Below are 14,086 nucleotides of genomic sequence, written 5' to 3'. Positions count from 1 at the left end.
ATAACGGTGATCGTTTAAACGATCACCGTTAAATTGAAATTACTATTTAAACAGTAAATTATATTGGTTATTTTTGAGAAGTATTACTCTTCATTCAATAACTTTAATTCACGGCTTCTTACTTGATTTTTCAAGATTTCTGCAAATTCTTCCACTGTAAATGAGCCTAAATCTGCACCTTTACGGGTACGTACAGCGATTTTACCTTCAGCGATTTCTTTATCGCCACAAACGAGCATATAAGGCACACGGCGTAAAGTATGTTCACGGATTTTGAAGCCCACTTTTTCGTTACGTAAATCAGTTTTCACGCGTAAACCTACATCGGAAAGCTGTTTTGCTACTTTCTGTACATAGTCAGCTTGGCTATCAGTGATATTCATCACAACTGCTTGGGTTGGAGCTAACCACGCAGGGAAGAAACCAGCATATTCTTCAGTAATGATACCAATGAAACGCTCAATTGAGCCTAAAATCGCACGATGAATCATTACAGGGGTTTTACGGCTATTGTCTTCTGCTACATAAGTTGCATCTAAACGACCTGGTAACGCGAAGTCTAATTGAACAGTACCACATTGCCATTCACGACCCAAACAATCGCGTAGTGCGAACTCAATTTTTGGACCATAGAATGCGCCTTCGCCTTCTTGGATTTCATATTTCAAGCCGTTATGTGCTAATGCAGCTGCAAGACCTGCTTCCGCACGATCCCACATTTCATCTGAACCGATACGATTTTCAGGGCGAGTAGAAAGTTTTACTGCAATATTAGTGAAACCAAAGGTGCTATAAATGTCGTACACCATTTTAATACAGCTAGTTACTTCGCTCTCAATTTGATCTTCAGTACAGAAAATATGCGCATCATCTTGAGTAAAGCCACGCACACGCATTAAACCGTGTAAAGAACCTGATGGCTCATTACGATGACAAGAACCAAATTCCGCCATACGGATTGGTAAATCACGGTAAGATTTTAAACCTTGATTAAAAATTTGAACGTGACCAGGGCAGTTCATCGGTTTAATTGCGTATTCACGGTTTTCAGATTGGGTTGTGAACATTAAATCTGCGTAATTTTGCCAGTGACCTGTTTTTTCCCACAACACGCGATCCATCATAAATGGGCCTTTCACTTCTTGATAATCGTATTGTTTTAATTTAGTACGCACGAACGTTTCAAGCTCACGGAAAATTGTCCAACCATCGTTATGCCAGAACACCATACCTGGTGCTTCTTCTTGCATATGATATAAATCTAATGCTTTACCAATTTTACGGTGGTCACGTTTTGCCGCTTCTTCTAAGCGTGTTAAGTATTCAGCAAGTTGTTTTTTATCCGCCCAAGCCGTACCATAGATACGTTGTAACATTTTGTTTTTGCTGTCGCCACGCCAGTACGCACCAGCGACTTTTTGTAATTTGAAATGCTGACAGAAACGCATATTTGGCACGTGTGGGCCACGGCACATATCAATATATTCTAAGTGATGATATAACGCAGGCGTTGCAGTACGTTCAATGTTTTCATCTAAAATTGCCATTTTGTATGGCTCGCCGCGTTTTTCAAAGGTATCACGCGCTTCTTGCCAAGTAACACGTTTTTTCACGACGTCATAATTGGTTTTTGCCAATTCCAACATACGTTTTTCGATTGCATCAATATCTTCTTGGGTTAAAGAGCGATCTAAATCTACATCATAATAGAAGCCGTTTTCAATAGTTGGACCAATTGCCATTTTTACATTTGGGAATAATTGTTTAATAGCGTGTCCAAGCAAGTGAGCACAAGAATGGCGGATAATCTCTAAACCGTCTTCATCTTTTGCAGTAATAATTTCTAACGTTGCATCTTGCTCGATAACATCGCACGCATCGCGACGTTCTCCGTTTACACGGCCTGCGATAGTGGCTTTAGCAAGACCCGCACCAATATCTTGTGCGACTTCAAGAACAGAAACAGGACGATCGAATTGACGTTGGGAGCCGTCAGGTAAAGTAATAATTGGCATTGTTTTTTCCTTATACAGTGGTCACCCATACGAAAGGTGACGTGTTCATTTAAAATTCTATAAAAATTAACCGCACTTTTGCCCTACTTGGCTTCATTCCTACCATTGAACGAGCGAAATTAGGCAAAAAATGCGTGGCGAATTCTATCACTTTCTTAAGGTATTGTTAAATAAATGCCCATATTTTACAAAAAGGAAATAATGTTTTTCTGGCTAGGGGCTTTATATCCTAAAAATAAAGGCTAGAATAACCGCACTTTTAAATACCCAGTTAAGGAATAAAAATGAGCAACGTATTAGTATTAAAATCTAGCATTTCAGGAAATAACTCTCAGACTAATCAATTAGTTGATTATGCTGTCGAAAAATTACAAGGTAATAACATTATCATACGCGATTTATCTCAACAACCGCTTCCATATTTTGATACCGCAGCTGCAATTGCTGTGCGTGGTGAACCTAAAAATGATGAAGAAACACAACTTCTTGCACTTTCCGATGAATTAGTCTCCGAATTAAAAAATGCAGAGACTCTGGTTATTGGTGTGCCGATGTATAATTTAAACGTTCCAACACAATTAAAAAGCTATTTTGATTTTATCGCACGTCCGAGCGTTACTTTCCAATATACAGCAAAGGGTCCTGAAGGTTTGTTGAAAGGCAAAAAAGCCATTGTGTTATGTGCATTTGGTGGATTGTATGATGAAGAAAATCTAGTGACACAATATATGAAATCAATTTTAGGTTTTATTGGCATCACAGATGTGCAATTTGTTTATGCAAAAGGCATTGGATTGGGTGCTGAAGCCATTGAAAAAGCACAATCATCTGCGAAAAATAAAATTAATGAACTTATCACAAGCCTTTAATCTTCAGATAATCTAAAAAATTTATTACAAACAAAAAAGTGCGGTAATTTACCGCACTTTTCTTGTTATTTTTTTCGTTCAACCCATTTTCCGTTGGTGAAATCAACAATCCATTTAGTCGCTTTTCCCTCTTTTTCAGAAGTCACATATTGCTTTTTCTCTTTACGACTAAAACGAACAATCGCTTCGTTCCCTTCAGGATCTTTTTGTGGTGCATCCGCTAAATAAGCTAATTTTTCAGGTAAACGCTCGCGATATTGCACAAGTTCTGAGATTTTAACTGGGCGTGTTTCGCGGGATTTCGGGAAGTTATGGGCTGACATAAACACGCCACTTGCACCATCACGCAATACAAAGTACGCATCAGATTTTTCACATTTTAGCTCAGGGAAATGTACTGGCTCTTCTTTCGGTGGTGCAACTTCGCCATTTTTCAAAATTTTGCGCGTGTTATCGCAATTTGTACATCCCATATACTTGCCAAAACGACCAAGTTTTAAGTGCATATCCGCACCGCATTTATCACACTCAACAACAGGGCCATCATAACCTTTAATTTTGAATGAGCCTTCTTCAATCAAATATCCATCACAATTTGGATTATTACCACAAATATGGATTTTACGATGGGCATCGATTACATAGCTGTCCATTGCCGTTCCACATTTTGTACAACGTTTACGATCCATTAATGCTTTGGTTTCTGAAGATTCATCTAAAACGTTCAATAATTCTGCTTCGGGAATTAAATTAATCGTTGTTTTGCACCGTTCTTTTGGCGATAACGCATACCCCGTGCATCCTAAAAACACCCCTGTACTTGCCGTGCGAATTGCCATTTTTCTGTCACAAGTTGGGCATTTAATATCTGTTTCCACAAGGCTATTCGGGCGCATACCGCCTTCAAGTTCATCTAATTCAGCTTTAGAAAGTTGGCTAGAAAAATCCTTGAAGAATTGATTTAATTCAGTTTTCCAATTTACTGAACCAGAGGCAATTTTATCTAAAGTATCTTCCATATTCGCGGTGAAATCGTAATTCATTAATTCACCAAAAGACTCATTGAGGCGATCAGTTACAATTTCGCCCATCTTTTCTGCATAGAAACGACGATTTTCAGTACGAACATAACCACGTTCTTGAATAGTGGAAATAATTGCCGCATAAGTGGAAGGTCTGCCAATACCACGTTTTTCCAATTCTTTTACTAAAGCCGCTTCAGTAAAACGAGCAGGTGGTTTAGTAAAGTGTTGAGTTGGTTGTACTTCTTTTAAAGCAAGTTTTTCTGACACAGTAACTGAAGGCAATTCTTGATCTTCAGGATTTTTGCCTATCTGTGGCAATACTTTTGTCCAACCATCAAAACGTAAAATTCTACCTTTTGCTTTCAAAGTATAATCGCCTGCTGAAACAGTCAATGTACTGCTATCATATTGTGCTGGTGGCATTTGGCAGGCTAAAAATTGACGCCAAATTAAATCATAAAGGCGTACTGCATCTTTTTCCATTCCCTCTAAAGATTCAGGCAATGCGCGAATATCTGATGGGCGAATAGCCTCGTGAGCCTCTTGCGCATTTTCTTTACTTGAATAGAAATTTGGTTTTTCTGGTAAATACTGCACCCCAAAATGATTTTCAATGTAGCTACGCGCCATATTCAGCGCATCTTGACTTAAATTGGTTGAGTCTGTACGCATATAAGTAATGTAGCCTGCTTCATATAAACGTTGGGCTAACATCATTGTTTTCTTAACGCCAAATCCTAAACGAGTACTTGCCGTTTGTTGAAGTGTTGATGTAATAAATGGCGCACGAGGGCGAGAACTTGTTGGCTTAGTGTCTAAATTTGTGACAACGTAATCAGAAACATTAAGAAAATCTACCGCACTTTGTGCCTCTTTTTGATTCTTTGGATCAAATTTCTTGCCTTTATAATCCGTGACATCCAAACGTATGGCTTGTTTATTTTGATTGTTCGTAAGGACGGCAACTTCCCAATATTCTTCAGGCTGGAACGCTTTAATTTCACGCTCGCGTTCGACTAATAATTTAACCGCAACTGATTGAACTCGACCAGCAGAAAGCCCGCGTGCCACTTTTTTCCAAAGTAATGGCGACACCATAAAGCCCACTACTCTATCTAAAAAACGACGAGTTTGTTGAGCATTAACACGATCCATATTTAATTGTTCAGGCTTTTCAAAAGCCTGTTTAATGGCATTTTTAGTGATTTCGTTAAACACCACGCGACTAAAACGATCATCGTTACCACCAATCACTTCACGTAAATGCCACGCAATCGCTTCCCCTTCTCTATCCAAGTCGGTTGCGAGATAAATGTGATCTGCTTTTTTAGCAAGCGACTTTAATTCGGAAACCACTTTTTCTTTACCAGGCAGAATCTGATAATTTGCTTTCCAATCGTGATAAGGATCAATCCCCATACGTTTAACTAAGGCGTTACGTTCCTTTTCTGCCTTAATTTTTGCCTTTTCTTCGGCATCCATACCTTTGGTTGAAATTGGTTTAGCTTTTTCACCTGTACTAGAACCAACCGTCGGCAAATCACGAATATGTCCAACGCTCGATTTCACGACATATTGGCTACCTAAATACTTATTAATAGTTTTTGCTTTTGCTGGCGACTCCACAATCACCAAGGATTTACTCATTTGATTACCTAATATTACTAGAATTTTGTAAAATTGGCGGTATAGTGCAAAGTTATGTTGGCAAAATCAAGCATTTTTTCAAAAAAGGTCTATAAATGGATAAACTCAACGCGATTTCTATTTTCTGCAAAGTCATTGAAACCCAAAGTTTTACTTTGGCAGCAAAGCAACAAAATATTTCTGTGGCGATGGCAAGCAAATTAGTTTCACAATTAGAAGAACATTTAAAAACACGATTGTTACAACGTACCACCAGAAAAATTATGCCTACTGAAGCTGGAATGATGTATTATCAACGCTGCCAAGGAATTTTGCTTGATTTAGATGAAGCAGATTCCAGCATCACCCACCTTACCAGTTCATTACAAGGAAATTTACTGATTTCCGTTCCTCGTGATTTTGGTTTACTTTTTATTGCACCAAATTTACCCACTTTTATGGCTAAGCATCCTCATTTGCATATTGAAGTTGAATTTAATGATAAGAAAATCAATTTATTATCCGAAGGCTATGATCTTGCTCTTCGTATTGGTTATATGGAAGATAGCTCGTTGGTTTCACGTAAAATAGGAACTACTACTGTTCATTTTGCAGCGTCGCCTAATTATCTTGAAACGAATGGTATTCCACAAACGCCTGATGATTTAGAACATCACAATGGTTTACTTTATAAAAATGCAATGAATCAGGTAAATTGGGTTGGTTCACGTATAAATCAAACCCAACGTTTCAAAATCCAATCCAAAGTGGTAAGCAATAGCGGTTTTGCCTTATTAAATATGGCAAAAGCGGGACTAGGTATTGCTAATTTACCAAAATTTATTTTAGGTAGAGCCTTTGAAAAAGGCGAGCTTATTGAAATATTGCCAGAATATAAACAACAAAAATTAGAAATTCATGTGGTCTATCCAAACAGAAGACATTTACCAATAAAAGTACGGGCATTTATTGAATTTTTATCTGGATTGGGCTTGTGTTCAGAAATTTTGGAAAATCATGAAGATAATATTTAAATGCTATAAATAAAAATACCGCACTTAAGCAACCCAAAGTGCGGTTATTTTTATGCGTGTTTTTTATAATGCTTTTAAGATGTCTTCAACGCGATCTTTTGCATCACCAAAGAGCATTTGCGTATTCTCTTTGAAGAATAATGGGTTTTGTACGCCAGCGTAACCCACTGCCATTGAACGTTTGAACACAATCACATTTTGTGCTTTCCATACTTCTAACACAGGCATTCCCGCGATTGGGCTATTTGGATCTTCCATCGCCGCTGGGTTTACCGTATCGTTCGCACCTATAACCAATACCACATCGGTATCAGCGAAATCATCATTGATTTCATCCATTTCAAGTACGACATCGTAAGGTACTTTCGCTTCAGCTAAAAGCACGTTCATGTGGCCCGGTAAACGTCCTGCAACAGGGTGAATACCAAAACGAACGTTCACACCACGTTCACGCAATTTTGCCGTAATATCAGCGACTGGATATTGTGCTTGTGCAACAGCCATACCATATCCCGGCGTGATAATCACAGAACTTGCATTTTTCAACAATTCAGCCACTTCTTCCGCTGTAGTTTCACGGTGTTCGCCTTGTTCTTCCCTTGAAGAAACTTGAACATCGTTACCAAAACCACCTGCAATTACGCTCACAAATGAACGGTTCATCGCTTTACACATAATGTAAGAAAGAATTGCACCAGAAGAACCAACAAGCGCACCTGTAACGATGAGCAAATCATTATTCAACATAAAACCTGCCGCAGCTGCTGCCCAACCTGAATAAGAGTTAAGCATTGATACCACAACTGGCATATCTGCCCCACCGATTGATGCCACTAAGTGCCATCCAAATGCAAGCGCAATCGCTGTCATTAATAACACAGGGAAAATGCTTTCTGGATTATTCAAGAATGCAACCATCAATAATGCAGATACCACAAGTGCGGCTAAATTTAATTTATGGCGATGCGGTAACATTAATGCTTTTGAATTAATTTTTCCGCTTAATTTACCAAATGCGACAACAGAACCAGTGAAAGTGACTGCACCGATAAAAATACCTAAAAAGACTTCGACATTATGAATATTCGTTAATACCGCTTGTTCAGCTACAAATGCGGCTTGTGCTGCTGCATCTAATCCTTCTGGCATTAACGCCTCGTGGTGTAAACCATAGCTATTAAAGCCAACGAGTACAGCCGCTAAACCGACGAAACTGTGAAGAATCGCCACAAGTTCTGGCATTTCAGTCATTTCTACTTTTAATGCACGTTGAACACCGATTACTCCACCAATGATCATCGCAATAATGATCCAAAATGTTCCTTCAGAATGAGGTCCAAAAATGGTTGCGATAAGGGCAATTGTCATACCAACAATACCGAACCAACAACCTGCTTTAGCAGTTTCATGTTTAGAAAGTCCTGCCAAGCTCATAATGAAAAGTAATGCTGCTAAAATATACGCAGCCTGTACTAAACCTTCAGACATTGTGCGCTCCTTAACCTTTTCTAAACATTGCTAACATACGTTGTGTGACACGGAAACCACCAAAAATATTGATGCTTGCCACCAAAATCGCCACAAAAGCTAACGCATCGATAAATAGATTGCCTGTTGGCTGACGAATTTGTAATAACGCGCCTACAATAATAATGCCTGAAATTGCATTTGTTACTGCCATTAATGGTGTGTGAAGTGCATGGCTAACATTCCAAACCACGTAATAACCCACCACACAAGCTAAAACAAATACGGTGAAATGTGATAAAAATGCAGCGGGCGCCACAGAAGCTAACCAAAGGAATAACACACCAACACCTGCCATCACACCGTATTTCACGCGAGGATCTGTTGGTTTAGATTCTTTTTTTTCTGCCACTGGTGCAGCTTTGGTTTCTTGTTTTGGTTGTGCAGACACTTGAATTTGTGCTGGTGGAATTTCTTCCCCATCACGAACAACAGTCACACCACGAAGAACCACATCTTCAAAATCAATATTGATATTGCCATCTTTCTCTTTGCACAAAAGTTTTAATAAATTGACTAAGTTTGTGCCATAAAGTTGAGAAGATTGCGTTGGTAAACGGCTTGGGAAATCTGTATAACCAATCACTTTCACTTGGTTTTCAGTTGTAACAACTTTCCCTGCTTGCGTATATTCACAGTTACCGCCAGTTGCAGCTGCTAAATCCACAATCACCGAACCTGGTTTCATTGAATCCACCATTTCTTTGGTGATTAAACGAGGCGCTGGTTTACCCGGAATGGCTGCCGTAGTAATAATAATATCGACTTCTTTAGCTTGTTCTGCATAAAGCTCCATCGCACGACGGTTAAATTCTTCCGACATCACTTTCGCATAACCATCACCACTGCCGCCTTCTTCTTTGAAATCAATTTCTAAGAAGCTCGCGCCCATACTCTGAACTTGCTCTTTCACTTCAGGACGAGAGTCAAAAGCACGAACAATCGCCCCAAGGCTATTTGCTGCACCAATTGCCGCCAAACCAGCCACACCCGCACCAATAACCAACACTTTTGCTGGTGGAACTTTACCTGCAGCAGTAATTTGCCCAGTAAAGAAGCTACCAAATTCATGCGCAGCTTCAATGACAGCACGATAACCAGAAATATTCGCCATAGAAGAAAGCGCATCCAATGCTTGCGCACGAGAAATACGAGGCACCGCATCCATTGCTAACACATTAATTTTCTTCGCGGTGAGTTTTTTCATTAACTCAGGATTTTGCATGCGCCAAATAAAGCTCACGAGAGTTGCCCCTTCCTTCATTTGAGCGATTTCTTCATCTGTCGGTGCATTTACTTTGAAGATAATATCCGATTGCCAAATTTCAGCCGACGTACCGATCTTCGCGCCTGCCTCTAAAAATGCTTGATCTTCAAAACTAGCTTTAAAACCTGCATCGTGTTCCACGATCACGTCAAAGCCCAATTTCAATATTTGCTGAACCGTTTTCGGCGTTGCCGCCACACGGCTCTCATTCTCAAGCAGCTCTCTAGGTACACCAATTAACATACTGTTTCCCTCTGATTGATGATTGGGTTAATGAAATTAATGAACAAACCTTCGCCTATTCATCGTTAAAATGACAAAAAGTCAAACGGATGCAAATGTATCATTAATTGAATGAAAATAGGTAACGTTTTTAAGTGGTTTTACAAGATATTGTGATAGGGATCACGAAAAATCCCACATAAAAACATCTCAAAAATTTACCGCACTTTCCATAAAAAAAACACCACAAGTAAAAAACTTGTGGTGCTTTTAATTTTATTATTAATCACCTAATTGAACAGGCTCAACTTTCCAAATTCTCTCCGCATACTCTTTAATTGTGCGGTCAGACGAGAAGAAGCCCATATTCACGATATTTTGAATAGTGCTTTCAATCCATTGGTCGCGTTGTTTATATTTCTCATCCACGACTTTTTGAGTTTCTACATAACTGCGGAAATCAGCGAAAGTTTGATAATAATCGTGGTATTGCAAGCCTTGTAATAATTGATGATAACGTTGAGGATCTTCTGGTGAGAATTTACCCTCAATAATTTGATCCACGACTGTGCGTAATTGGGCATCATTTTGATAGTATTCAAATGAACGATACCCTTCTCGACGAAGTTGCTCAACTTGTTCCACAGTGTTGCCGAAAATAAAGATATTATCTTCTCCCACGTTTTCCAAGATCTCTACGTTCGCACCGTCAAGTGTACCGAGTATCAATGCACCATTTAAAGCAAACTTCATATTACTAGTGCCAGAAGCCTCTGTGCCTGCAAGGGATATTTGCTCTGAAATATCTGCTGCTGGGATGATAAGCTGTGCAAGGCTCACGCTGTAATTTGGAATAAATACAACTTTTAAACGGTCTTTCAAACGCTCATCATTGTTGATTACATTTGCCACATCATTGATTAAGTGAATGGTTTGTTTCGCAGCATAATAAGCCGAAGCCGCTTTACCTGCTAAAATAAATACGCGAGGTTGCCAATCTTTTTCAGGGTTGGCAAGCATTTCATTGTAGCGAGCGATAATATGTAATACGTTCAACATTTGGCGTTTGTATTCGTGAATACGTTTGACTTGAACATCAAATAACGCATTTGAATCAAGTTCAACACCTAATTCAGATTTCACGTATTCCGCCAATTTCACTTTGTTCGCAAATTTAATATCAGCGACAGCTTCTTTAAATGCTTTTTCTTGTGCGAACGGTTTGAGTTTTTCGATTTGGCTTAAATCGCAACGCCATTCTGAGCCGATATATTTATCAAACAATGCGGCTAATTGTGGGTTCGCCACGGCTAACCAACGACGCGGTGTGATACCGTTTGTTACGTTGGTAAAGCGTTCTGGGAAAATGCGAGCGAAATCTGCAAAGGTTGAAGTTACCATTAAATCGGAATGGATTTCGGCAACCCCGTTAATTTTGTGTGAACCTACCACGGATAGCCATCCCATACGCACTTTGCGTTGGTAGCCTTCTTCGATAAGAGAAACGCGACGGATAAAATCGTTGTCAGTCGTCACATAAGTGCGGACATATTCCAAGAAGTGATCGTTAATTTCAAAAATCATCTGTAAATGACGCGGTAAGATTTTCGCCATCATTTCCACTGGCCAAGTTTCTAATGCTTCGGACATTAAAGTATGGCAGGTATAAGAGAAAATATTACGCGTAATCTCCCACGCTTTTTTCCACTCGAAACCTTCATCGTCCACTAAAATACGCATTAATTCAGGAATTGCTAACGCTGGGTGGGTATCGTTTAAGTGAATCGCCACTTTATCCGCCAAGTTTTCAAGGCTGTCGTGGGTGCGTTTGTGACGGCGTAAAATATCTTGAAGCGATGCAGAGACTAAGAAATACTCTTGACGTAAACGTAATTCGCGACCATTCCAAGTAGAATCATCAGGGTAAAGCACACGTGATAAATTTTTATTTGCAGAATGCTCTTCCAACGCGGCTAAATGTTCGCCACGGTTGAAGTCGGCAAGGTTAAACACTTCGCCTGCGTGTGCCGACCATAAACGTAATGTCGCAGCAGAATTATTTTGATAACCCGGGATCATTTGGTCGTAAGCAAGTGCGGTCACTTTTTCGGTATCTTGCCAAATACATTTTTTGCCTTCAAAGTGAATGTTACCGCCAAATTCTACGGTAAAGCGTTTAGATGGGCGAATAAACTCCCAAGGTGCACCTTTTTCAAGCCATGCATCTGGGCGCTCGACTTGCTGACCATTTTCGATTTTTTGGCGGAACATACCATATTCATAACGAATACCGTAGCCCATACCTGGTAAGCCAAGCGTTGCGATAGAATCCATAAAGCAAGCGGCTAAACGACCTAAACCGCCATTACCCAAGCCAGGATCAACTTCTTTTTCTAAAACCTCTTCTAAATCCACATTTAATTCAGAAAGAGCTTCTTGTGCTAATCCATAAATGCCTTCTGCAATCATGGCATTAGATAGCGTACGTCCGATTAAAAATTCCATTGAAAGGTAGTAAACACGGCGAGAATCTTCTGCTCGAGTTTGGCGAGCAGTAGTGATCCAACCCTCTGTTACTAAATCACGCACAGCGTGGAGTGTTGCATTGAGCCAATCGCGTTGGCTAGCTTCACGTGGAGAGCGACCGATTAAGAAAATAAGTTTGTAAACGATTGATTTTTTAATTGCTTCAACGGTCATTTCAGGACGATTATATTGGAATGGAGAATCAAAATTATCCATTATCATAGGTAAAACCTCTATTAGAATGCTAAGAAATGATTAACGTAGGGTGTGAATTTTCAAAATTCACGCACGTTTGCAAAAATCAATCAAAATTTGACCGCTCTTTGAGTGCGTGAATGTTGTTCACACAGCCTACAAAAGTAGTTCGAATTTTATGCTTATCTTTGCAAAAAACAAGCACAATCACACCGCTTGCAAAATATCCTTTCACAAGCGGTGTGATTGTTAAGAAAGTTTACGAATAAAACTACAAGCGTTCATAAAGCGTTCTATATTGCTCTGCAGCTTTACGCCAGCTGAAGTCTTGTTCCATTGAATCGGTGCGAACCATCGCCCATGCACGCGGTTTTTGCCATAAGGCAAAGGCACGCTGCAAGCAATGGCGGAGAGCTTCAGGCGTTGCACTTTCAAACACAAAACCTGTTGCGGTGCGAGCTTTGATGCTTTCTGAAGTGCTATCCACCACTGTATCCGCCAAACCACCTGTTTTACGAACAAGTGGCAGTGTGCCATATTGCAAACCATAAAGTTGGGTTAAGCCACAAGGCTCGAAACGGCTTGGCACTAAAATCACATCACCACCTGCTACCATTAAATGCGAAAGGGCTTCATCGTAGCCGATTTTTACCGCAATATTTTCTGGATATTGGGCGGCAAGATCGCGGATACCTTGTTCCAAGTGTGGTGCACCTGAACCTAAAATCATCAACTGCCCGCCCTGTTTGACGATTTCATCTGCACTTTCGATTAATAAATCTACACCTTTTTGCTCGGTTAAACGGGTAACCATCACAAATGCCAAGGCATTTTCATCTTGCGGTAAATTAAAATAAGCTTGCAGTTCAGCTTTGTTTTTCTTTTTACCTGCCATATATTTCAGCTTGTAATGGTGTGGGATGTATTGATCCACGTTCGGATGCCAAATATTTTCGTCCACGCCGTTTAAAATCCCCACCAAACGATCTTGAGCTTTTAAGCCAGAAAGCAAGCCTTGCAAACCGTAGGCAAATTCTGGTGTCGTGATTTCTTGGGCATAAGTTGGGCTAACTGCCGTACTTGCATTGGAATAGAACAAGCCTGATTTCAAGTAAGAAATCTGCCCAAATAATTCCAAGCCTTCTACGTGGAACATTCCTGTTGGCAAGCCGATTTCATACAAATGATGATAAGAAAACTGCCCTTGATACGCCAAGTTATGAATAGTGAACACCGATTTCGCAGGGCGACCTTTGTTGAACAGATATGCTGCACACAAACCTGCGTGCCAATCGTGGGCGTGTACCACTTCTGCACGCCACCAGCTATCTAGACCTGTGGCTAATTCTGCCCCCACCCAACCGAGCAAGGCAAAACGTTTGTAGTTGTCGCCGTAGTCGTTGTAATAGGCATCGTGATAAGGATTGCCTTCGCGACCGTATAAGTGCGGTGCGTCAATCAAATAGATCCCGACACCGTTATATTCTCCATAACGCAACACCACGTGCCCAGCGAAGTTATCAAATTCGGCAACCACTTGGGTATTCGGAATGCCTGCTGTAATTGCAGGATAAGCAGGCAATAAAACGCGAGCATCTAGCCCGATTTGGTTCTGTGCTTGGGGTAATGCCCCTAAAACATCGGCAAGCCCACCTGTTTTTAAGAGCGGATAGAGTTCCGAACAAACGTGTAGTATTTTCATTGAGTTTTTTATTTTCCCTATAAATATGAATAATGCTCGATCAGCCGCCCTCTTTGCTAAAGAGGGGGTTCAGAAAGT

At 40.1% G+C, this 14,086-nt stretch carries 8 protein-coding genes; 2 read left to right on the top strand and 6 right to left on the bottom strand.

What is annotated here, in order from left to right:
* Positions 1-83: 83 nt before the first annotated feature.
* Positions 84-2,015, bottom strand: coding sequence for a threonine--tRNA ligase (gene thrS / locus DV356_RS04535; RefSeq protein WP_118806588.1), 1,932 nt, complete (start codon positions 2,013-2,015; stop codon positions 84-86).
* A gap of 284 nt (positions 2,016-2,299) precedes the next feature.
* On the opposite strand from thrS, the gene DV356_RS04530 reads away from it, so the two are divergent.
* Positions 2,300-2,884: an FMN-dependent NADH-azoreductase gene (locus tag DV356_RS04530; protein ID WP_118806587.1), complete on the top strand. Its 585-nt coding sequence runs from the start codon at positions 2,300-2,302 to the stop codon at positions 2,882-2,884.
* Between the two features lie 65 nt (positions 2,885-2,949).
* On the opposite strand, the gene topA is transcribed toward DV356_RS04530, so the two are convergent.
* Positions 2,950-5,556, bottom strand: coding sequence for a type I DNA topoisomerase (gene topA / locus DV356_RS04525; protein ID WP_118806586.1), 2,607 nt, complete (start codon positions 5,554-5,556; stop codon positions 2,950-2,952).
* A 95-nt stretch (positions 5,557-5,651) separates the two neighbouring features.
* On the opposite strand from topA, the gene DV356_RS04520 reads away from it, so the two are divergent.
* Positions 5,652-6,569, top strand: a complete 918-nt coding sequence (locus tag DV356_RS04520; protein ID WP_118806585.1) for a LysR family transcriptional regulator — start codon at positions 5,652-5,654, stop codon at positions 6,567-6,569.
* A gap of 63 nt (positions 6,570-6,632) precedes the next feature.
* Here DV356_RS04520 and pntB read toward each other — a convergent pair whose 3' ends face one another.
* From pntB to glgA, 4 genes are all read right to left on the bottom strand, one after another.
* Complete coding sequence (gene pntB / locus DV356_RS04515) at positions 6,633-8,057, bottom strand: Re/Si-specific NAD(P)(+) transhydrogenase subunit beta (RefSeq protein WP_118806584.1); 1,425 nt, start codon at positions 8,055-8,057, stop codon at positions 6,633-6,635.
* 10 nt (positions 8,058-8,067) lie between these two features.
* The gene (gene pntA / locus DV356_RS04510; RefSeq protein WP_005631652.1) at positions 8,068-9,606 is read right to left on the bottom strand and encodes a Re/Si-specific NAD(P)(+) transhydrogenase subunit alpha; all 1,539 of its coding nucleotides are present in this window, start codon (positions 9,604-9,606) and stop codon (positions 8,068-8,070) included.
* 261 nt (positions 9,607-9,867) lie between these two features.
* Positions 9,868-12,333: a glycogen/starch/alpha-glucan phosphorylase gene (locus DV356_RS04505; RefSeq protein ID WP_118806583.1), complete on the bottom strand. Its 2,466-nt coding sequence runs from the start codon at positions 12,331-12,333 to the stop codon at positions 9,868-9,870.
* Positions 12,334-12,577: 244 nt separating this feature from the next.
* Positions 12,578-14,008: a glycogen synthase GlgA gene (glgA, locus tag DV356_RS04500; RefSeq protein WP_118806582.1), complete on the bottom strand. Its 1,431-nt coding sequence runs from the start codon at positions 14,006-14,008 to the stop codon at positions 12,578-12,580.
* Between the last annotated feature and the right edge of the window lie 78 nt (positions 14,009-14,086).

The sequence above is a fragment of the Haemophilus influenzae genome, from assembly GCF_003494325.1.
GTDB classification, from domain to species: domain Bacteria; phylum Pseudomonadota; class Gammaproteobacteria; order Enterobacterales; family Pasteurellaceae; genus Haemophilus; species Haemophilus influenzae_I.
The sequence above is the reverse complement of the archived record's forward strand: the minus strand, read 5'-3'. Positions and strand labels throughout refer to the sequence as shown.